This window comes from Dolomitihabitans soli (assembly GCF_022213955.1).
GTDB lineage: Bacteria > Actinomycetota > Actinomycetes > Streptosporangiales > Streptosporangiaceae > Streptosporangium_A > Streptosporangium_A soli.
Genome location: NZ_JAKNTW010000003.1, coordinates 199180 through 219681, shown reverse-complemented (window position 1 = coordinate 219681; position 20502 = coordinate 199180). Strand labels below are relative to the sequence as shown.

At 69.5% G+C, this 20502-nt stretch carries 24 protein-coding genes; 11 read left to right on the top strand and 13 right to left on the bottom strand.

Annotated elements, in window-relative coordinates:
• Positions 1–68: 68 nt before the first annotated feature.
• The 4 genes from MBA17_RS09105 to MBA17_RS09090 all read right to left on the bottom strand — a co-directional run bounded on the left by MBA17_RS09105 (position 69) and on the right by MBA17_RS09090 (position 3564).
• Positions 69–263 carry a ferredoxin gene (locus MBA17_RS09105; protein WP_238495858.1) on the bottom strand — a complete coding sequence of 65 codons (195 nt, stop codon included), beginning with the start codon at positions 261–263 and terminating at the stop codon, positions 69–71.
• Between the two features lie 50 nt (positions 264–313).
• Entirely contained in the window at positions 314–1522 is a 1209-nt protein-coding gene (locus MBA17_RS09100; protein ID WP_238495857.1) for a cytochrome P450, read from the bottom strand.
• A 23-nt stretch (positions 1523–1545) separates the two neighbouring features.
• Complete coding sequence (locus tag MBA17_RS09095) at positions 1546–2196, bottom strand: TetR/AcrR family transcriptional regulator (protein ID WP_238495856.1); 651 nt, start codon at positions 2194–2196, stop codon at positions 1546–1548.
• A 351-nt stretch (positions 2197–2547) separates the two neighbouring features.
• Positions 2548–3564 carry a helix-turn-helix transcriptional regulator gene (locus tag MBA17_RS09090; RefSeq protein ID WP_238495855.1) on the bottom strand — a complete coding sequence of 339 codons (1017 nt, stop codon included), beginning with the start codon at positions 3562–3564 and terminating at the stop codon, positions 2548–2550.
• Between the two features lie 60 nt (positions 3565–3624).
• Between MBA17_RS09090 and MBA17_RS09085 the strand changes: the two genes are divergently transcribed.
• From MBA17_RS09085 to MBA17_RS09075, 3 genes are all read left to right on the top strand, one after another.
• A complete protein-coding gene (locus MBA17_RS09085; protein ID WP_455432726.1) occupies positions 3625–4245 on the top strand; it encodes a DinB family protein in 621 nt (206 codons plus the stop codon).
• Between the two features lie 91 nt (positions 4246–4336).
• Positions 4337–4651 carry an aldo/keto reductase gene (locus MBA17_RS09080; protein WP_238495853.1) on the top strand — a complete coding sequence of 105 codons (315 nt, stop codon included), beginning with the start codon at positions 4337–4339 and terminating at the stop codon, positions 4649–4651.
• Positions 4648–5748, top strand: a complete 1101-nt coding sequence (locus MBA17_RS09075) for a winged helix DNA-binding domain-containing protein (RefSeq protein ID WP_238495852.1) — start codon at positions 4648–4650, stop codon at positions 5746–5748. The genes MBA17_RS09080 and MBA17_RS09075 overlap by 4 nt, the downstream gene beginning before the upstream one ends.
• Positions 5749–5937: 189 nt before the next feature.
• Here MBA17_RS09075 and MBA17_RS09070 read toward each other — a convergent pair whose 3' ends face one another.
• The 6 genes from MBA17_RS09070 to MBA17_RS09045 form a co-directional block, all read right to left on the bottom strand.
• Positions 5938–6435, bottom strand: a complete 498-nt coding sequence (locus tag MBA17_RS09070; protein WP_238495851.1) for a TIGR03618 family F420-dependent PPOX class oxidoreductase — start codon at positions 6433–6435, stop codon at positions 5938–5940.
• Between the two features lie 49 nt (positions 6436–6484).
• Positions 6485–7948 (bottom strand): MFS transporter, encoded by a 1464-nt coding sequence (locus MBA17_RS09065; RefSeq protein WP_238495850.1) that lies wholly within the window; start codon positions 7946–7948, stop codon positions 6485–6487.
• A 326-nt stretch (positions 7949–8274) separates the two neighbouring features.
• On the bottom strand, positions 8275–8793 hold the full coding sequence (locus tag MBA17_RS09060) for a pyridoxamine 5'-phosphate oxidase family protein (RefSeq protein ID WP_238495849.1): 519 nt from the start codon (positions 8791–8793) through the stop codon (positions 8275–8277).
• Positions 8794–8802: 9 nt separating this feature from the next.
• Positions 8803–9447, bottom strand: a complete 645-nt coding sequence (locus MBA17_RS09055; protein WP_238495848.1) for an MFS transporter — start codon at positions 9445–9447, stop codon at positions 8803–8805.
• Between the two features lie 33 nt (positions 9448–9480).
• Complete coding sequence (locus MBA17_RS09050; RefSeq protein ID WP_238495847.1) at positions 9481–9936, bottom strand: SRPBCC family protein; 456 nt, start codon at positions 9934–9936, stop codon at positions 9481–9483.
• Positions 9936–10286 (bottom strand): ArsR/SmtB family transcription factor, encoded by a 351-nt coding sequence (locus tag MBA17_RS09045; protein WP_238495846.1) that lies wholly within the window; start codon positions 10284–10286, stop codon positions 9936–9938. The genes MBA17_RS09050 and MBA17_RS09045 overlap by 1 nt, the downstream gene beginning before the upstream one ends.
• Positions 10287–10535: 249 nt before the next feature.
• Here MBA17_RS09045 and MBA17_RS09040 point away from each other — a divergent pair, with 249 nt between their 5' ends.
• Both MBA17_RS09040 and MBA17_RS09035 read left to right on the top strand, forming a co-directional pair.
• On the top strand, positions 10536–11129 hold the full coding sequence (locus MBA17_RS09040; RefSeq protein ID WP_238495845.1) for a helix-turn-helix domain-containing protein: 594 nt from the start codon (positions 10536–10538) through the stop codon (positions 11127–11129).
• Positions 11130–11235: 106 nt separating this feature from the next.
• On the top strand, positions 11236–12108 hold the full coding sequence (locus tag MBA17_RS09035; RefSeq protein ID WP_238495844.1) for a class I SAM-dependent methyltransferase: 873 nt from the start codon (positions 11236–11238) through the stop codon (positions 12106–12108).
• 67 nt (positions 12109–12175) lie between these two features.
• Here the strand turns inward: MBA17_RS09035 and MBA17_RS09030 are convergent, their stop codons facing one another.
• Positions 12176–12640 carry a GbsR/MarR family transcriptional regulator gene (locus MBA17_RS09030; RefSeq protein ID WP_238495843.1) on the bottom strand — a complete coding sequence of 155 codons (465 nt, stop codon included), beginning with the start codon at positions 12638–12640 and terminating at the stop codon, positions 12176–12178.
• 71 nt (positions 12641–12711) lie between these two features.
• Here MBA17_RS09030 and MBA17_RS09025 point away from each other — a divergent pair, with 71 nt between their 5' ends.
• A complete protein-coding gene (locus MBA17_RS09025) occupies positions 12712–13617 on the top strand; it encodes an ABC transporter ATP-binding protein (RefSeq protein ID WP_238495842.1) in 906 nt (301 codons plus the stop codon).
• Entirely contained in the window at positions 13614–15203 is a 1590-nt protein-coding gene (locus tag MBA17_RS09020) for an ABC transporter permease (RefSeq protein WP_238495841.1), read from the top strand. The genes MBA17_RS09025 and MBA17_RS09020 overlap by 4 nt, the downstream gene beginning before the upstream one ends.
• Here the strand turns inward: MBA17_RS09020 and MBA17_RS09015 are convergent, their stop codons facing one another.
• A complete protein-coding gene (locus MBA17_RS09015; protein WP_238495840.1) occupies positions 15204–15701 on the bottom strand; it encodes a GbsR/MarR family transcriptional regulator in 498 nt (165 codons plus the stop codon).
• 202 nt (positions 15702–15903) lie between these two features.
• Between MBA17_RS09015 and MBA17_RS49275 the strand changes: the two genes are divergently transcribed.
• Positions 15904–16032, top strand: a complete 129-nt coding sequence (locus tag MBA17_RS49275; protein ID WP_274385140.1) for a hypothetical protein — start codon at positions 15904–15906, stop codon at positions 16030–16032.
• 59 nt (positions 16033–16091) lie between these two features.
• On the opposite strand, the gene MBA17_RS09010 is transcribed toward MBA17_RS49275, so the two are convergent.
• Positions 16092–16826 (bottom strand): VOC family protein, encoded by a 735-nt coding sequence (locus MBA17_RS09010; protein ID WP_238495839.1) that lies wholly within the window; start codon positions 16824–16826, stop codon positions 16092–16094.
• A 210-nt stretch (positions 16827–17036) separates the two neighbouring features.
• Here MBA17_RS09010 and MBA17_RS09005 point away from each other — a divergent pair, with 210 nt between their 5' ends.
• The 3 genes from MBA17_RS09005 to MBA17_RS08995 all read left to right on the top strand — a co-directional run bounded on the left by MBA17_RS09005 (position 17037) and on the right by MBA17_RS08995 (position 20171).
• A complete protein-coding gene (locus MBA17_RS09005) occupies positions 17037–17981 on the top strand; it encodes a D-alanine--D-alanine ligase family protein (protein ID WP_238495838.1) in 945 nt (314 codons plus the stop codon).
• A complete protein-coding gene (locus MBA17_RS09000; protein ID WP_238495837.1) occupies positions 17978–19357 on the top strand; it encodes a UDP-N-acetylmuramoyl-tripeptide--D-alanyl-D-alanine ligase in 1380 nt (459 codons plus the stop codon). The genes MBA17_RS09005 and MBA17_RS09000 overlap by 4 nt, the downstream gene beginning before the upstream one ends.
• Positions 19358–19478: 121 nt before the next feature.
• On the top strand, positions 19479–20171 hold the full coding sequence (locus MBA17_RS08995; protein WP_238495836.1) for an aspartate/glutamate racemase family protein: 693 nt from the start codon (positions 19479–19481) through the stop codon (positions 20169–20171).
• The last annotated feature ends 331 nt before the right edge of the window (positions 20172–20502 follow it).

The following is a 20502-nucleotide window of genomic DNA, read 5'->3' as shown; positions in this document are numbered from 1 at the left end:
CAATGGTGAAGCGATGAAGGGCCTGAGGGTGACGCGCGGTGTGCGAAGCGGTGGATCGTGCTGGTTCGTTATTCCGTGACGTGGATGGCCAGCGCCGGGCATACGGCCGCTGCCTGCCGGACGTCGTCGGCGAGCTCGGCGGGTGGGGCGGGGTTGAGGAGCAGCACGATGCCGTCCTCATCGCGCTGGTCGAACACGTCCATGGCGGCCGTCACGCACTGCCCGGAAGAGACGCACTTGTCCTGGTCGATGGTTATCTTCATGAGTCCCTCTTGAACGCTGTCGATACGGATGGCGGCGACTGGCGGCGACGTCACCAGGTCAGCGGGAGCTCGTAGACGCCGTAGACCTGCCCGTCGTGTTTGAACGAGATCTGGTCCAGATCCGTCGCCAGACGCAATGTGGGGATGCGCCGGTAAAGGGTGCTGTAGACGACCTGTAGCTCCATCCGGGCCAGCGGCTGGCCCAGGCACTGGTGCACTCCGAACCCGAAGGCCACGTGGCGGCGGGCGTCGCGGCGGATGTTCAGTTCGTCGGGGTCGGCGAAGGCCGTGGCATCACGGTTGGCGATGTCGTTGGGCATGATCAGCCCGTCGCCCGCCCGGATGACCTGGCCGGCGATCTCGATGTCCGCCAGTGCGACCCGGCGGCGCCCGCTGTGGGTGATGTTGAGGTAGCGGAGCAGCTCCTCCACCGCTCCGGCGACCAGCTTCGGATCGTCACTCTCGCGCAGGAGGGCCAGCTGACCGGGGTGCCGCAGCAGAGCCAGCGTGCCGAGGGCGATCATGTTCGCGGTGGTCTCGTGCCCGGCGATGAGCAGGAGCACACCCATCTGGGCGGCTTCCTGCCGGGACATCTCGCCGGCCTTGACCCGTACGGCCAGCTGGGAAAGCAGGTCGTCTTGGGGATCGTCCAGTTTGCGGCCCACCAGTTCGTCCAGATACGCCGCCAGCCGGCCACCGGCGGCGGCCCGCTGCTCGGGCGTCGCACTGCGCTTGATGATGGTCTTGCTGTTGTCCTGGAAGAAGTCGTGGTCGGTGTACGGCACGCCGAGCAGCTCGCAGATCACCAGCGAGGGCACCGGCAGGGCGAACGCCTCGACCAGGTCGACGGGCTTGGGACCGGCCAGCAGGTCGTCGATGAGGTCGTCCACGATCTTCTGCACGACCGGGCGCATGGCCTCCACCCGCTTGATGGTGAACGGCGCCGTCACCATCCGCCGCAGCCGGGCGTGTTCGGGATCGTCCATCAGGATGAAGCTCAGGGAACCGCCGTTGTACGGGGCCTGGCTCGGGTAACCAGGGCGGGTGATGTCGGCGCTGACCCTCGGGTCGGCCAGCAGGGTCCGCTGCTCGGCGTACCGGGTCACCAGCCATGGCGTGCTGTCGTCCCACAGCTTGACCTTCACCAGCGGGCCGTGTTCCTGCAGACCCTGCAGCGCCGGCGGCGGATCGAACGGGCAGCCCGCCGCCCTGGTGCCCGGGAACGCCGGAATCCCGGCCGGGTTCAGCGTTTCTGTCATCGCTTGATTCCTTTCGAACCTGCTCAGGTGGTGTGATCATCCGGCGTGACGGGCGCCGCCCACAGCCCGGCGATCGCGTCGATCAGCCCGGTCGCGACGCAGTGCCAGCTGGAACGAGGGGTCGGCCTGCCGTCAGCCAGCGCGCGTTCGTATTCGGCGCACATGTGCACCATCAGGTGACTGGCCATTGCACTGCGCTCGGCCCGTACCTCGGCCGGCAGCGCGGGAAGGAAACGGTTCAGACCATCCAGGATCTGCACGAGCGTGGGCGAGGTGAGCGCCTCGTCGATCATGATGTCTCGCAGTCCGGGATCGGTCATCACCTGGGCGCCGAACCGGGCGAACCAGGTGGGGTTCCCCATGGCCGCCAGATGCTCGGTGACCGGGCGCACCAGGCAGGCCACCCAGTCCCGCACCTCGGTGGAGCCGCCGACCTCGGCCAGCATCCGCCGGCGTATCCCCTCGATCCGCTCGCCGTTCTTGCGCGCGATCGCCCGCACCAGGTCCGCTTTCGTGCCGAAGTGGTAGCCGACAGCCGCGTTGTTGCCCTGCCCGGCGGCTTCGCTGACCTGCCGGTTGGACACCGCGAACACCCCGTGCTCGGCGAACAACCGCTCCGCCGCCGCCAAGATCTGCTCTCGCGTCGCGTTGACCCGCTCAGCCCGGACGGCCATGCTCACCACCGCACCGGGACGTCGCGGAGCCCGCCGGCGGCCGGCCCGTCAAGGGGACGCAGCTCCTCCGCATCTCCGCCGGCCGGCTTCACCCGGGCCACGGGGCACCGCCGGACCCACGCCCACTCCGCAGCCGGCTCAATCGGAATCCGGCAGCTCAGCACCTGCCGGTCAGCCCTTCGGTTCACCACGACCTCCTCCGGTCTGAACTGCCGCAGCGGCCAGTTAACCCGGGTGGCCATTTTAAGTCAAGTGCTTGATTTAATTCGCCCTTCCACGTGGGAGCGTAATGATCAGCGCTGCACTCGGCCCGTCACATGGACAGGTCACTTCGAAGGGGGATGGCTCAGCTCATGGGATCGAGGGCGGTGTGGCGGGTCTGTCGGTTGCGGCGTTGGCGTAGCGGCGGGCCAGGTGCGCGAAGGCGTCCTTGAGCTCGGCCGGGCCGACGACCTCGAAGTCGGCGTCGAACCTGCCGATGGTGGCGGCCAGTCCAGGCCACGACCACGAGCCCAGGACGAGCCGGCAGCGGTCCGGGCCGAGTTCCTCGACGACTCCGTAGCGGGTGTAGCGGGACACGGCGGCGGCGGGCAGGTCGAGGATCACCTCGCCGCGGCAGGGCCAGTCGCCAGAGCCGTCGGAGCCCCGGAACCTGCTGGCCACGAAGGCGGCCACCTCACCTCCGGGCAGCTCACGCGGGGTGAAGCGGGGCCCTGTAGGGGTGCGCGGGATGATCCGATCGGCACGGAAGGTGCGCCAGTCCTCGCGGTCGAGGTCCCAGGCGACGAGGTACCAGCGCCCGCCCCAGGTGACGAGGTGATGGGGCTGCACCCGGCGCGGCGGGGTCTGCACGCCGTTGTCGTCTTCCGCTGGTGGGGACGCGGGGGTGTAGTCGAAGCGCAACACCTCGCGGGCGTGGACGGCGGCGCTGAGCGCCATGAGCACGCTGCTGTCGACCTGTGGGTCCGGTAGGTTCGCGGACCGCTCGACGGCGGTGACCTGGAGGGTGTCGATCCGGCGGCGCAGCCGTGCGGGCATGACCTGCCGGACGGTGTTCAGCGCGCGCGCCGCGGCTTCCTCGATGCCGGCACCTGTGGTGGTGGCGATCTGGAGAGCGATGGCCAGCGCGACGGCCTGCTCGTCGTCGAACAGCAACGGGGGCAACTCCGTACCGGCGTCGAGCCGGTACCCACCGTCGGGCCCCTTGAAGGCCACTATGGGATAGCCGAGTTCGCGCAGGCGGTCGACGTCACGGCGCACGGTGCGCGGGCTGATGTCCAGCCGCTCGGCCAGCAGCGCCCCCGGCCAGTCCCGGCGCGCCTGGAGCAGCGAGAGCAACGACAGCAGTCGCGCGGAAGTCTTCGGCATGATCCCATATTGCCCTGAGAAGCGGTCACTCCCTGGCCGCTTCTCCTGCGACTGTTGTCCGTGCCAGTCAACGACGACCACCTGAAGGGCCCGAACGCCGTGACCACCACCACCACCCCGCCGCCCTCGACCCTCGACGCCGAGCGGGCCGACCTGCTCGGTGCTCTCGCGACCGCGCGATCCGCCCTGACCAACGCCATCCGCGGGCTCAGCGACGAGCAACTCGGCGAGCGCCCGACGGTCAGCGCGCTGTGCCTGGGCGGGCTGATCAAGCACGTCGCGTCCATGGAGCAAGGATGGATGCGCTTCGCGGTCGAGGGCCCGTCGGCGATGCGCTACGACCTGCCCGACGGTGTCACCTGGGCCGACCTCGCGGCCGGCACCGCACGCGAGTTCCCGCAGTGGGCGATCGACCACCAGAACGACTTCCAGATGCTGCCCGGCGAGACGTCGGCCGGGATCCTCGCGCGTTATGAGCGGGTCGCCGCCCGCAGCGCGGAGATCGTCGCCGCCGTCCCCGACCTGTCGGTGACGTACCCGTTGCCGGAGGCGCCCTGGCACGAGCCGGGAGCGGTGCGCAGCGTGCGCCGGGTGCTGATGCACGTCATCGCCGAGACCGCCCAGCACGCCGGGCACGCCGACATCCTGCGCGAGACACTCGACGGGCAGAAGGCGACCTGAACGGTGACGGCCCTGCCGGTGTCACTCACCGGACCCAGTGGATCCCGGGCCGAGAGTGGTCCCGCATGAAATCGAAAGGAACGGCGTCACCGTGAAGATGCGCGAATTGGGGCGGACCGGTAGTCAGGTCAGCCCCAACCGCCGGGGCACCATGATGGTCGGCCGGGTGGCCAACGCCCCGGCCCCGGAGATCGTCGAGGCGCGGTGGGCCGCCGACCGGCGCGGTCCGCAGCGGTTCCGCACCGAGCAGCCCCCGCACTCGATCGTCAACCGCGGCATCGAGCGCGAGGTCCTGCCCACCTGTGAGCGCTACGGCGTGGGCAGGCTGGTGTGGAGTCCGCCGGCGACGGGCCTGCCCACCGGCCGTTACCGCAAGGGCCGGCCCGAGGAGCGGATGAGTCGATGACCGTTCTCGACACCCGGGCGCTCAACCGCGCGATGCTCGCCCGGCAGTTGCTACTCGATCACGCCGACGTGCCGGCCCTCGACGCGGTCGCGCACCTGTGCGGCCTGCAAGCGCAGGAACCGCAGGAACCGTTCGTCGGGCTCTGGTCGCGGCTGCGCGCGTTCGACCCGGCGGCGCTCTCGGACCTGCTGATCCGGCGGAACGTGGTGCGGACCCACCTCATGCGCCGCACCGTCCACCTCATCACCGCCGACGACGCCCTGGCCTGGCGGGCCCGCCACGACACCATGCTGCGCCAACGGGTGCTCGGGACCTACCGCCGCGAGCTCGCCGGGGTGGACCTCGATGAACTCACGACGGCAGGCCGGGCGGTGATGGCCGACGACGAGCCCCGCTCGATGGCCGAGCTCGCGCGGGCGCTGGCTGAGCGCTGGCCGGCGGCGGGACCACGGGCGCTCGGCGAAATGCTGATCGCCGCCCTCCTCCCGGTGGTGCAGCTACCGCCGCGCGGGCTGTGGCGCAAGAAGGCGGGAGTACGCAACGTCCTGCTCTCCTCCTGGCTGGGGCGCGAGATCGACCCGCCCGCCCCGACGGGCTCCGATCCGGTCGGCGAAGCGCTGGTACGGCGCTATCTGGCCGCGTTCGGCCCTGCCGCCACGGCCGACCTGCGCGCCTGGTGCGGCCTCGCCGGGCTGCCGGCCGCGGTGGCCGCGATACGCGAGGAGCTGGTCACCTTCCGCGACGAGCGAGGCCGGGAACTGCTGGACCTCCCCGACGCGCCGCGCCCCGACCCCGACACACCCGCCCCGGTGCGGTTCCTGCCGGCGTTCGACAACGCGATCCTCGGATACCACGACCGCAGCCGGATCATCGACGACGCCCACCGCGGCCTGTCGGTCGAGGGCGCGCGCGTTGTCCTGGTCGACGGCCGGGTATCCGCGACCTGGAACGTCAAGGCCGGCACCGTGATCGTCACCCCGTTGCGCAGCTTCTCCCGGGCAGACCGCACCACCGTAGCCGAGCAGGGGCGGGCGCTGGCATCGTTCCTCTCCGACGACGACAGCCACGGCATAGAGATCGCCGCGTCTCCCCTCTGAGCTGCAACACCCGTGAGCCGCTTCCCCCTGCTGAGCACGGGATCAGGTGGCGCTGTCGAAGGGCCCGCATGGTCAGGCGCCTGTCCACGGGGCGTCTCCTGAAGCGGACAGGCCTGTGAAACGCCTGATCAACCTGAAATACCGAGTACGGGCCAATCTGGCCATCGCCTCAAACGGGGAGCTTCTTGGTCAGTCTTCGGCGGGGAAGTCCAGGGCTGTGCCGTACAGACGGGATACTCGCAGTCTGATCACCACGCGGCGTTCCCGGACCGCCTGGATGAGGAACGCGGTTTCCTGCGCCGGGTCCTCAAAGCCCGGGGTGAGGGCCAGGAGTTCCCGGCCGGTCGCGTCTCCAGGCGTGGTCGTCACCTGCGACACCTCCGCATCGCCCTCGGCGACGGCGAACGACCAGACGTCCGGCCCGCTCACGTGCAGGGCGAGGCGGGGGTCGTTGCGTACCTGACGTGTCTTGAGACGGTCGACCGTCGTGGAGATCCGTACGACCCGCTCGTCAGGATCCCAGTGGTAGAGGACGGTCGACAGGTGAGGGTGGCCGCTGCGCTTGACGGTCGCCAGTACGCCGAACTGCTGTTCGCTGAGCAGGCTGGTCAGCTCTTCGTCGGTGAGGGTCCGCGGAGCAGGGCCGGAGACCGGCTCGTTGTCGTTCACGGTGGTGATCTCGGTCATCTGAATACACCCTGTCTGCACTGTGTGTGGTCGGACGGTTGGGGCGGGCTCAGGCAGCCGTGCCGAGCACGGCCGTGTCCCGGGCGGCGGTGTCTGGACGGGGCTGCCGCAGCACGAGGAGCGCGACGATGAAGGCGGCCACCAGCAGCGCGGCGGCGATGGCGAAGGCCACGTGGTAGCCGCCGGTCAGCGCGGCCGCCTGGCTCTGGCCGGCGGACAGCAGCTGCTCGGTGTGCGAGGCGGCCAGCGTGGACAGCACTGCCACACCGACGGCCATGCCGACCTGCTGGGTGGTGTTGAACAGCCCGGAAGCCAGGCCCGCGTCGTCGGCCTTGGCGCCGGACATGCCGAGCGTGGTCAGTGCGGGGAGCACCAAGCCGCCACCCGCGATGAGCAGCATGACCGGGAGCAGGTCGGTGACGTAGTCCGCGTTCACCGGAACGCGGGTGAGCCAGCCCATCGCGCCCAGCAGGAGTACCAGGCCCGCGAGCAGGACGGGACGCTCGCCGAAGCGGGTGTTGAGCCGAGCGGAGACGAACAGGGACACCGCTCCGATGGCCACCGCAGCGGGAAGCATCGCCAGGCCGGTGTCGAGCGCGCCATAGCCGAGGACCTTCTGCATGTAGAGCGCGACAAGGATCTGGAAGGCGAACATGGCCGACAGCGTCAGGATCTGGACCAGGTTGGCGCCCGAGACGTTGCGCGAGCGAAAGATCCGCAGCGGCATCAGCGGGGTCCTGGCTGTCGCCTGCCGGACGACGAACCCGGCCAGCAGAGCCAGCGACAGCGCGCCGAGGCCGAGGGTGTGCGCGGCGACCCAGCCGTACTGCTCGATCTTGACGACCGTGTAGATGGCCAGCATCAGGCCGCTGGTGACCAGCACGGCGCCGATGGCGTCGGCCCCGGCGGCGAGCCCGGCTCCGCGCTCGCCCGGCAGTGTCCAGATCGCCAGCGCGATCGTGGCCAGCCCGATCGGCAGGTTGATGAAGAAGATCCAGTGCCAGCTGAGCGCGTCGGTGAGCACCCCGCCCAGGACCTGACCGATCGAGGCTCCGGCGGCACCGGTGAAGCTGAAGATGCCGATCGCCTTCGCCCGCTCCTTGGCCCCGGGGAACAACGTCACCAGGATGCCCAGCACGACCGCGGCGGCCATGGCGCTGCCGACGCCCTGCAGGAACCGGGCGGCGATCAGCAGGCCGGGCTGGGTCGCCATGCCGGCCAGCAACGACGCCGCGGTGAAGACCGTGTTCCCTGCCAGGAACATGGTCTTCCTGCCGATGAGGTCGCCCAGTCGGCCGGCCAGCAGGAGCAGTCCGCCGAAGGCGATCAGGTAGGCGTTGACGGTCCAGCTGAGCTCAGCGGGCGAGAAACCCAGATCCCGCTGGATGGCGGGCATCGCCACGGTCACGATGCTGCCGTCCAGGATCGTCATCAGCATCGCGGCCGACAGCACGGTGAGTGCCAGCCAGCGCGATCGGGGTGTGCCGGCGAGGGAAGGTGCGATATGCGACATGACCATCTCCTGTCCAAGAGGAACAGGAGCGACCTTAGCAGATGGTTTTGTTGCAGACGATCCTTCTCGGACCTATCCCCCGCGCTCTGCGCTCACCCCGCCCCGACCAGCCCTCCACCCGCCTCGATCTGGAGCCGCGGGTGCCGTTCGCTCCGCTGCCCGGGACGCCTACCCGCAGCTGACCCCGGCGCTGACCCGTCCGATCCGCTGGGAACTCAGAGCGGTCTGTGCACGTCGTGCTGGATGCGCGAGAGCGAGCCCGACATCCTCATTCTGCGACGGTGGCCGGTGCTCGGCCGCCTGACACGCGGCCGCGGAATCAACGGTCAGCGCTGGAAGCGGTAGCGGATCTGGCTGTACGTCTCGCCCTTGCCGAAAGCGAATCCGACCTCCGGATCGATGCGGTACAGCAGAACCTTGCCGGAGCGGATGGTGTCACCGAGGCCATGCCAGGTGCCGTCCGAGCTGGTCAGGAGGTCGCCGTACTTGCTCTCGTAGGCGTCGGCGGTGGTGCTGCGTTCAGCCGGGTCGCACACCAACTCGGCACGTCCCTCGATGGTGATGTCGATACCGTCGAGGACGTTCGTGCCGGTCGTCATGACGCAGTGGTCGTTGGAGTGGAGGTTACGCGTCTTGCGCTCTTGGTCGCCGGTAGCGAAGTACAGGGCGCCGCCGGTCCAGATGGCCAGCAACGGTGTCACGTGGGGTCGGCCGTCGGGGCGGACGGTGGACAGCCAGAACAGTCGCGCCTGCTCCAGCTCACGCAGTGCGATCGGCCAGGGGATCACGTCGGCGCCGGAGTCGCTGAAGGGGCCGATCTCGGCGACCGGGTCACAGTCGGACATGGAAGCTCCTCAATGGGTCAGGCGGGAATGCGGTCTGGTCAACGGGAGGCGCCGCGGTCTCTTTGGTGACCGGTGCCGATCGCTTGCCGAGCATGGCCAGAGCGATGACCAGGCCCAGTGCCGCGACGAGGCCGACCACGCCGAACGCGGCCTGATGACCCGGAAGCAGCGTCTGCGGCGCGGCGATCCCAGGCGTGGGTGCATGCGCGGCGTCAGGCCGCCCAGCAGCAGCCCGGCGGTGGCACCGAACCCTCCGATCCCACCCCAGATTCCCAGTGCCCTGTTCCGCTCGCTGCCTTCGGCGAAGGCGTTCATCACCATGGACAAGGCTGCGGGGGCGATGATGGCGGCCGACACACCCTGCAAAGCGCGGGCCGCGACCAGGGCTTCGACCGTCGGGGCGAACCCGCATCCCAACGAGGCCAACACGCGCAGCGACATTCCGGCCAGGAAGACCCTGCGGCGGCCGAGCAGATCCGCGGCGCGGCCGCACAGCAGCAGCAGGCCCGCAAAGGCCAGCGCGTAGGCCGTGACCGCCCACTGGACGGCGGTGCCGTGCGCCCGAAACTCCCGCTCGATGGCCGGCAGGGCGGTGAGCAAGCTGGTCCCGTCCAGGATGGTCATGAAGAACGCCGTGCCCAGCAACACCAGCACCCGCCACCTCAAGGCGGCCGCCCGCGGGCTCACTCATGCCCCTCCCGCACCCAGCTCGACGCCCAGCGCGTCAAGCCAGTCGCCGGTGCCGTGCTTCCGCCAGGAGGGCTCCTCCCGGCCATCGAGGAAGGCGCCCTGCTCGGTGAGGACCAGCTGCGTGCCCCCATCGGCCGGGCAGAACGCCACGGTCGTCAGCGACGCCGTCGCCAGGTCGTCTCCCACGTGCAACATGGAGGTGTAGACGATGCGCTCGTCCTGGACGATGTCGCGGTACAACGACTCAAACGTCATCGACAGGCCGCTGTCCAGGTGGCTGCGGTTGACCTCCCGACCCCCGACCCGGAAGTCCAGTTCATGGTCCGCATCGGGGGTGGAGAACCAGCGGGCCTTCGCCTTCGGGTTGGCCCATGCCGCGAACACCCGGGCCGCCGTGGCCGGGTAGAGGCGTTCGAGGGCGAACGTGGCGTGCGTGACAGAACGGTCGATCATCACAAGCTCCCTTGCTCCGGTGTGCCGGGATCATCGAGCAGGTAGTCGCCGAGCTGGTCCAGGCGCCGTTCCCAGGACGTGCGCTGCTCGGCAAGCCAGTCCTCGGCCGTCCGCAGTACGTCCGGCTCGATGCGGCAGGTGCGGACGCGGCCGATCTTCTCGGATCTGACCAGCCCGCACGCTTCCAGCACCTGGATGTGCTGCATGACCGCCGGTAGCGACATCTCCAGTGGCCTGGCCAGTTCGCTGACCGGCACCGGCCCGCGGATCAGGCGCTGCACCATCGCCCGGCGCGTTCTATCCGCCAGCGCCTGGAACACCCGGTCCAGCGACCCGCCATAGTTAGGCATGTTCTTAACTATGAGTCGGCACACATTTATAGTCAAGTACTTCCTTAACCAATGATCCCGATCGTGGTGGTCCGATCTACTGGCGGGCTCGCGCGTTCGGCCCTGTTCTCGTACAGCCACGGCGAACGGACATGCAGCACTGCGTGATGCTCGGAGCCGGCCCCGGCGCGAGGGTCGGCGGTACGACACACTCTCGATCATCCAGGACGCTAACCCCCCGCCTTGCATCATGGGCATACGATGTTGCTCATGACGCAAGAAGATGATGAGCTGGACAGCCTTGTACGTATACGCATCCGCGCCCTGCGGGTGGCGCAGGGCTGGTCCCTGGAAGAGCTGGCCACCCGCGCCCACCTCAGCCAGTCCTCGCTGAGCCGCATCGAGAACGGTCAGCGCCGCCTCGCCCTGGATCAGCTGGTCACCCTCGCCCGGGCCCTGGACACCACGCTGGATCAGCTCGTGGAGACCGCCGCCGACGACATTGTCACCAGCCCGATGATCGATGGCGCCCGCAGCCTGATGCGCTGGCCCATAAAGGGCGATCCCGGCATGAGCGTGGTGCGCCAGCGCATGACCGAACCGCCGCCCGAGAATTCCGCGCGCATGCGCGCCCACCCCGGACGCGAATGGCTCGTCGTCCTGTCCGGCACCGCGGTCCTCATGCTCGGTCACCGCCGCTTCCGCATCGAGACCAACCAGGCCGCCGAGTTCCCCACGATGATGCCGCACGCGATCGGCGCCGAGGGTAGACCCTGCGAGATCCTGGGCATCTTCGACCGCGACGCCCGCCGCGGCCACCAGCGAGAGGGCAGCGACTACGACGCGCAGGGCACCCGTGAATGACTGCGCGGGCCGGACATCTTGCGCGAAGGGCAGCGCATCCGGCCATTGCCTTGCTTTAACAGCAAATCTTCATGCCGCATACGCATGACGGTCCTACTGTGGAGGCATGAACCAGACGCACCCGCACACCCACCACCACGGCGTTCAGCACGAACGCCACCAGGAGCACGACGCCGACGTCCAGGCGGAAATCCTCGACCTGGACGCCGAGGTCCTCGCCGAACACATAGCCTCCATCACCGCATGGCTGCCACTGAAGACAAGCCCGCGTCAGATCGTGGATCTGGGCTGCGGCACGGGCGCGGGCACCTTCGCCCTCCTCGACCGCTTCCCCGACGCGCACGTCACCGCCGTCGACACATCCGCCGGACACCTTCAGCGTCTGCGCGCCAAGGCATGCGCCCGTGGCGTGGAGGAGCGCGTTCGCACCGTGCAGGCCGACCTCGACGACCCCGCCTGGCCCGACCTCGGCTCACCGGACCTGGTGTGGGCATCGGCCTCGATGCATCACATGGCCCACCCCGATCGCGCACTGCGCAACGTCCATGAAGTGCTCGCCCCCGACGGCCTGTTCGCCGTCGTCGAGCTGGCCGGCTTCCCCCGCTTCCTGCCCGAGAGCGCCCCCGAGGACCGGCCCGGCCTGGAAGAGCGCTGCCATGCCGTGACCGACCGCGTCCACGCCGAGAACATGCCCCACCGCGGCGCCGACTGGGGCCCGATGCTGACCGCCGCCGGCTTTACGGTCGAGAGTGAACGCACCATCGCCGTGAACATCGAGGGCTCCCGCAGCGAAGCGATCGGCCGCTACGCCCTCGTCGGCCTGCAACGCATCCGCAACGCCGCCGCCACCGAGCTCTCCCCCGAGGACCTCACCGCGCTCGACCAGCTCCTGGAAACCGGTAGCCCGCGCAGCATCCTGCGCCGCGACGACCTGGCGGTGCGCACAGTGCGCGCCGTATGGGCCGCACGCCGCACCTGATCCCGAGCACCCCTGGTTGCCCGACGGGACTGCTCGACGGTAGCGGGGTGCGTCGGCACTCGCGATGTCAGGACTCGAGGCCGGCCGGCATCTCACTCCATGTGCGCAGCATCCTGGGGACCTCTGCGCCGAGGTAGGCGAAGAAGCTCCGGGTCTCCTCCAGCCGGGCGCCGATCGGGGTGTCGGCGCCGAACACCGCCACGCCCTCGCGGGCTCCCTCCTCGAAGCGGCGGAAGACCTCGTTGGCCGGTCCCAGCGCGCCGTACCACGCCGACTCGTGGATTCGGTAATGATCGCGCCGCTGTCCTGGAGCTCGCTCGCGGATGACCATGCCCACCTGGGTGAGGTACTTCACCGCGCCCGAGATGGCCGGCGGGCCCGCGTCGAGCACCTCGGCGAGTTCGCCGGCCGTACGCCGTCCCTCCTCGGAAAGCAAGATCGCGGAGAACACGCGCGCGGCCATCCGAGGGTAACCCGATCCCGACATGATCATGGCGAAATGCTCCAGGAACCACCGCTCGTCTGTCGTCATTCTTCGCCTCCCAGGCCGCATTCAATTCTGAGACTTCATGAAATTCGTGAATTTAGTGTAGCTTGAGACTCATGACGAACGCGATTTCCGTGTCCGGCCTGGTCAAGACGTTCGGCCGGACACGTGCGCTCGACGGTCTCGACTTAACCGTCGGCACCGGCGAGGTGCACGGCTTCCTCGGCCCGAACGGCGCCGGGAAATCCACGACCATCCGAATCCTGCTCGGCCTGATGCGTGCGGACTCCGGCAAGGCGAGCCTCCTGGGCGGCGACCCCTGGGACGACGCCACCGACTTGCACCGCCGCCTGGCCTACGTGCCCGGCGACGTGACGCTGTGGCCCAACCTGTCCGGCGGCGAGGTGATCGACCTGCTGGGACGGCTGCGCGGCGGGATCGACGCGCAGCGCAGGTCGAGCCTGCTCGAGCGGTTCGAGCTCGACCCGCGCAAGAAGGGCCGCGCCTACTCCAAGGGCAACCGGCAGAAGGTCGCCCTGGTCGCGGCGCTCGCCTCGGATGTGGAGCTGCTCATCCTCGACGAGCCGACCTCCGGCCTGGACCCGCTGATGGAGGCGGTGTTCAGGGACTGCGTGGCCGAGGAGAAGGCGCGTGGCCGCACCGTGCTGCTGTCGAGCCACATCCTGTCCGAGGTGGAGGCCCTGTGCGACCGGGTGAGCATCATCCGCGGCGGCAGCGTCGTCGAGACCGGCACCCTGGTCGAGCTCCGCCACCTCACCCGCACCTCGGTCACAGCGGAGCTGGCCCACGAGCCGGACGGGCTCACCGGCCTGCCCGGCATCCACGACCTGCGCGTCGAGGGCAACCGGGTGAGCTGCCAGGTCGAGCCCGCGCACCTCGACGAGTTGTTCGGCCGTCTGGCCGCACTGGGTCTGCGCAACGTGACCGCCGCCCCGCCCACGCTCGAGGACCTCTTCATGCGCCACTACCGTACGGCGCCGCAGCACGAGGTGGCCCGATGAGCGCGCTGACCGGAGCGGGCACTCTCGCCCGCCTCATCGTCCGCCGCGACCGCCTGATCCTGCCCGTCTGGGGTCTGCTGGCCGCCGTCTTCCCGACGAGCATCGCCAACAGCACCGTCGCGCTGTACCCGACCGCCGAGTCCCTGCGGTCGGTGGCCGAGGAGGCAATGGCCAATCCCGCGCAGCTGGCCACCCGCGGCCTCGTCTTCGATGCGAGCGTCGGCGGGTTGACCGCGTGGACCGTGGGCTCCTCCGGCGCGATGCTGCTGGGCTTGGTGAGCATGCTGCTCGTCATCCGGCACACCCGCGTGGAGGAGGAGTCGGGTCGCCGCGAACTCCTCGGCGCCGGCGTGGTCGGCAGGCACGCGCCTCTGGCCGCGGTGCTGGGTGTGGTGTTCGCCGCCGACCTGCTGATCGCCGTCCTGATGTCGGCGCTGCTGATGAGCGGCGGGCTGCCTGCGGCAGGTTCGATCGCGCTCGGCCTCTCGCTGGCCGCCGCGGGATGGACGTTCGCCGCGGTCGGCGCCGCGGTCGGGCAGATGACCGAGAGCGCCGTCGCCGCCAGAGGTCTCGGCGTGGCCGTCTTCAGTGTCTTCTTCCTGATCCGCGCGGTCGGCGACGCGGGCGGGGTGGATTGGCTGTCATGGCTGTCGCCGCTGGGCTGGACGCTGCACGTGCGGCCCTTCGCGGGGGAACAGTGGTGGGTGCTGGCACTGCTGCTCTGCCTCGTCGCCCTGCTGGTCGCCGCTGCTCGCGCGCTGTCGGCCCGCCGCGACCTCGCCGCCGGCCTGCTGCCGCCGCGGCTCGGACCCGCCACGGCGGTGCCCGGCCTGCGCAGCCCGCTGGCCCTGGCCTGGCGGTTGCACCGCGGTCAGGTCGTGGCGTGGTCCGTGGGCTTCGCCGTGGGCGGCCTCGCGCTCGGTGGCGCCGTCTCCGGCGGCCTGGAAGGCCAGATCGACGCTCCGCAGATCATGGAGATGATCGCCAGAGTGGGCGGCGAGGACGCCAGGCCCGTCGACTTCTTCGTCAACTACCTGCTGTCCATGCTGGCCTGGATCGTCGCGGCGTACGGCATGCTGTCGGCGCTGCGGCTGCGATCGGAGGAGTCGGCCGGGCGCGCCGACCTCGTGCTCGCGACCCAGGTGAGCCGCGTCCGCTGGGCGCTCAGCCACCTGGTCATCGCCGCCGCGGGTCCCGCGGTCGTCCTGGTCGCACTCGGCACTGCCACCGGTCTCGGGTACGGCTTGAGCACCGGCGATCTGGGCAGGCTCCCTCAGGTGCTCGGGGGAGCCCTGGCCTACCTGCCCGCGGTGTGGGTGATGACCGGGATCGCGGTGGCTCTGGTCGGGCTGCTTCCCCGGCTCGCGACGGCCAGTTGGGGCGTCTGGATCGCCTTCATCCTGCTCGACGTGTTCGGCATGCTCGGGCAGATCGACGAGACGGTGTTGAACATCATCCCGTTCGTGCACGTGCCCTGGGCCGTGCTCGGGCAGATGTCGACGGCTCCACTGGCGGGGCTGACCGTCGTCGCGGCCGTCCTGACCGCGCTCGGCGTCGTCGGGCTGCGCAGGCGCGACCTCGTGTGATCAGCCGTTCTTCGAGCCCGTGTTCAGCTCCTGCCACCTCTGCATCAGCCTCGGAACCTCGCTGCGCAGGAAGGCGAAGAAGCGCTGGATCTCCTCCAGCCGTGCGCCGGCCGGCGTTTCAGGGCTGAACACCGTCAGCCCTTCCTGCGCGCCTTCTTCGAAGCGGCGGTAGACCTCACCGCTCGACAGGGCCGCCTTGTACCAGGCGGCCTGGTCGACGCGGTAGTGGTCGCGGCGCTGACCCGGATCCCGCTCGCGGGTGATCATCCCGACCTGCATCAGGTACTTCACCGCCCCGGAGATCGCTGGAGGCCCGACCCGTAGTTGTTCGGCGAGCTCGGCGGCGGTGCGCCTGCCCTCCTCGGAGACCAGGATCGCAGCGAACACGCGGGCCGCCATCCGGGGATAGCCGGAATCGGACATGATCATGGCGAAGCGCTCCAGGAACCGCGTGGCTGCGGTCTCCTGATCGCCGCCGGTGTCGAGTGTCTCCGCCATCCATGCCTCTCCGCGTCGCCTCCGCCTGGTCCGGCCGAGTTTACACAGTCTATATAGTTATGAAATTTCGCGAATTAAGAAAAGCACTTGCGGGTCGCCGCCGACAGCTCGCTGATGTCGGCGAGGACTGCGCGGACCGGGTCGGCGGTGAGGTCGGCGAGTTCGCCGTCGCAGTGGGCGTGGACTGGAGGAGGTCGCCGCAGTGGGCGCGCACGCTGTGGGAGTAGGCGTTGGCGTTCTTCTGGTCGGTGAGAAAGTCGTCCAGGTGGCGGGCGAGTGGGTGCTCGCGGCCGAGTTGCTCGGCGATCACGGGATCACTCTCAGCGTCTGAAACAAGTACTACGTCGAGGGGCTTGCCGCTGTCCGGCCCGCAGGCGGGGATGCTCCGCGTCAGGCCGGGCCGAGGACGCAGAACTCGTTGCCTTCCGGGTCGGCCAGAACCTTCCACGGAACGTCGCCCTGGCCCACGTCAGCGAGCGTCGCGCCGAGGGCCTGCAGCCGGGCCACCTCCGCCGCTTGATCCTCGCCGCGGTACGGCAGCAGGTCGAGATGGACGCGGTTCCACACGGTCACGTCGGGCGTGCGGAGGAACTCAAGATACGGCCCGACCCCCTTGGCGGAGCGCAGCATCGCGTGATCGTCGGTCACCTCGTGCAGGGTCCAGTCCATCGCCTCGCCCCAGAACCGGGCCATGGCCCGCGGGTCCGCGCAGTCGACCACCACCGCGGCGATCGGCCCGGTGTCCCGGTAGATCTCCCGAGGCTCCAGGACGCAGAACACGTTGCCCTCCGGGTCGGCCATAACCGTCCACGGGACGTCGCCCTGGCCCACATCGGCGGGCGTCGCGCCGAGCTCCTTCAGGCGCGCGACCAACTCCGCGTGATGGGCCGCAGAGGTGGTGGCGAGATCGATGTGCACGCGGTACTTCACCGTTTCGGGGTCCGGGACGGTGACGACATCGACGCAGACGGCGGCGGGGTCCGGCCACACGAAACCCACGGGTTCAACGTTGGTCACGCCGGGTCCCTCGCTGGAAACGCCCCAGCCGAGCGCCTCCGCCCAGAACCGGCCGAGCGCCGAGTCGTCCCGGGCTTTGAAATTCACCTGAACAAGTCGCAGCGCCATGCCGCCAACCCTATTCCCCAACGGATTAACCAGGATGAACCCACGCACCATCGGAGGTCGGCGCGACCGTGACACAACCATGACACGACGCTGACGAGGCGGGGACACGGTCGGCCGACAGTGGACGGGGTTGACCGGCGCCTGTTCCCCAGCGGTGGGTCCGGCTGTCTCCGCGCCACTGAGGAAGGCTGATTGATCGTGACTGAACGCATGCGCGTGGCTGTGCTGGCAGGTGGGCCGTCCGCCGAGCACGAGGTGTCACTGCAGTCGGCGCAGGCTGTGCTCGATGCTCTGCCGAGGGATCTGTACGAGCCCGTCGCCGTCATCATCGACCGGCAGGGCAGGTGGCCGGTGGAGCTGCGACGCGATCTGGCGGACGTGGTCTTCCCCGTGCTGCACGGGCCGTTCGGCGAGGACGGCGTCGTCCAGGGCCACCTGGAAACGCTGGGCATCCCGTACGTGGGCTGCGGCGTCATGGCCTCTGCCGTGGCCATGAACAAGGTCGCGATGCGGCGCACGTTCCTGGCGGAGGACATTCCGGCCACCCCACATGTGTGGTTCACCAAGCACGAATGGAGCACCACCACCGACCACTGGGGTCTGGTGAAGTCGCTCGACTGGCCGATGTATGTCAAGCCGGCCAACATGGGCTCCTCCATCGGCATCTCACGTGTCACCTCCATGGAGGAGCTGCGCGCGGGCGTAGATCTGGCGCTGGCCTACGACCGGGTGGTCATCGTCGAGCAGGGCGTGACCGCGCGCGAGGTCATCTGCGGCGTGCTCGGCGGCTATGACACTCCGGATGCTTCGGTGCCCGGCGAGCTCATCGTGCCCGGCGACTGGCTCGACTACGAGGCCAAGTACCTCAGCCAGGCCGAGATCGCCATCATCCCTTCCGTGCTGCCGGAACGGGTGGCCGAGGACGTGCGTGAGCTGGCCCTGCGCACCTTCCGGGCGATCGGTGGCTACGGCCTGGCCCGTGTCGACTTCCTCTATGAGGAGGACACGGGACGCCTGTACGTGCTGGAGATCAACACCATGCCGGGCTTCACCTCCCGTTCCGTCTACGCCAGGGCCTGGGCCGCAAGCGGTGTCCCGTACCCGGACCTGCTGCGCCGCCTCATCGACCTCGCGTTCGCCAGGAGCGGCTCATGATCCCCATGACGCTGAGCGAGATCGCGCAGGTCGTCGGCGCAAGCCTGTATGACGTGCGCGACCCGGAGGCGCTGGTGACGGCGCCCTCAGCGGTCGACTCCCGCGAGTTGGTGCCTGGCGGCCTGTTCGCCGCGACGGTCGGCGGCCGCGTTGACGGTCACGACTACGCGGCCGGTGCCATCGCCGGCGGCGCCGTCGCCGTGCTGGCCTCGAGGCCCGTCGGCGTGCCCGCCCTCGTGGTCGAGGACGTCCAGCTCGCGATCGGCCTGCTGGCCAGGCACCTGCTCGAACACATCAGCCCGACCGTGATCGGCCTGACCGGCTCCGTGGGCAAGACCACGACCAAGGACCTGCTGGCCCAGGTGCTCGAACGGCACGCCGCGACGGTCGCCACCGACAGGTCGTTCAACAACGAGCTCGGGCTGCCGCTCACCGTGCTGCGTGCCGATGCCACCACCCGATACCTGGTGCTGGAAATGGGTGCGGGCCGGAAGGGCGACCTGACGTACCTGACCGGGCTCGCACCGCCCCAGATCGGGGTGGTGCTCAATGTCGGCACCGCACATGTGGAGCGTATGGGAGTCGGGCCGGCCGACGTGGCCGAGGCCAAAGGCGAGCTGGTCGAAGCACTTCCGGCGGACGGCTTCGCCCTGCTCAACGCCGACGACCCGTACGTCATGGGCATGGCCGGCCGCACCAGGGCCCAGATCCTGTTGTACGGCGGGTCGGCGGAGGCGCAGGTGCGAGCCGAAGATGCGCGGATGGCCGACCGCGCGCGAGCCGCGTTCGAGCTGGTGACGCCCTCCGGCCGCGCCCCGGTCGAGCTCGACCTCATAGGCGAGCACCAGGTGAGCAACGCCCTGGCCGCCGCCGCCGTCGCCACCGCACTCGGCCTGGGCGTCGCCGAGATCGCCGATGGGCTGAACGCCGCACGGCGGCGCTCCGCGGGCCGGCTGGAGATCGTCGAACGACCTGACGGCATCACCATCGTCAACGACGCCTACAACGCCAACCCCGAATCCATGCGGGCCGGGCTGCGGGCGGTGAAGGCCCTGGCCGGCACCCGTCGTACGGTCGCCGTGCTCGGTGCGATGGGGCAGCAGGCGGACGCCTCCCGCGCCCGGCACGCGGAGATGGGCCGGCTCGTCGCCGACCTCCGCTTCGACGTGCTGATCGCGGTCGGAGCAGGGGATCCGCTCGCGATGGCGGAGGCGGCGGAGTCCTCGAACCAGGGCGTGGCCGTCCATGCCGTCGAGGACGTGGCCGGGGCCCTCAGGCTGGCCACCGCGCTTCTCGAACCGGGAGACGTGGTGTTCGTCAAGGCTTCCAGCGAGATCGGGCTCGGTGCCTGCGCCCGTGCGCTGGCCGGTGCCTGACCGTCGGCGCATCGCCGATCGGATCGGGCAAGTCCATGCTGATGCACTGCCTGGCCGGACTCGACCAGACCAGTGGCGGCACCGTCACCGTGGCCGGCACAAGCTAGCGAAACGGAGTTCCATGCGCGCTATCGGTCTCATCGGCGGGTTGAGCTGGGAATCAACGGTGATCTACTACCAGATCATCAACCAGCGGGTACGCGAGCGACTCGGCGGCAGCCATTCCGCCAACAGTCTCATCTGGTCGGTCGACTACACGACCGTCGAGGACCTCATCTTCGCCGACCGTTGGGACGAGGTGAGTACGTTGCTGACTGGTGCGGGCAGGAAACTGGAGGACCTCGGCGCCGAGGTCCTGCTCATCTGCAGCAACACCTTCAGCCGGGTGAGCGACGACGTGGCGCGGGCCGCGAGCGTGCCCGTGCTGCACATCGCCGACGCCGTGAGCGCAGAGGTCCGCGCCAGGGGGATGCGCAAGGTCGGTCTGCTGGGCACTCGCTTCACCATGGAGCAGCCCTTCTACCGGGATCGGCTGGCCGCCCACGGCTTCGACGTGGTCGTCCCGCGGCGTGAGCAGCGGGAACTGGCCCATCGCGTGATCTTCGACGAGCTGGTGCGCGGGGTGATCCGGGAATCGTCCAGGGACGCGTACGCCCGGATAGTCGCCGATCTCGCGGACGACGGCGCCGAAGGCGTCATCCTCGGCTGCACGGAGATCGAGCTCCTGATCAGTGAGAAGGACACCGCCATCCCGGTGCTGCCGAGCGCCCGGCTGCACGCGGAGGCAGCGGCCGACTTCGCGCTGGCCGACTGACATACCCTCGGTCGCGGCACGATGTGGCGGCTCAGGTGTCCCGATACCGCCGGGACCGTGCACGTACAGAACGCTCCAGCCGCCGCCGTACAACGCCGCGTTGAAACCGCGAGCTCTTCCTCCCGCCCCGCAAAACGCCATCTCGCGCGCTGCTTGCAGGCGCCATCCCAGCAATCCGGACTCGTTGTTGCTCCCCGATGGCATACCCCTGACCCCCTCTCCGAACGCCCGGGCCGGACCCTTGGGCGCGCTGGTCGGATTGTCGGTTCGGTTTCGCGCGCAAGCCCGTCAACGTCCCCAGATCCCACACATGGGTGGACTCGGACCTGGG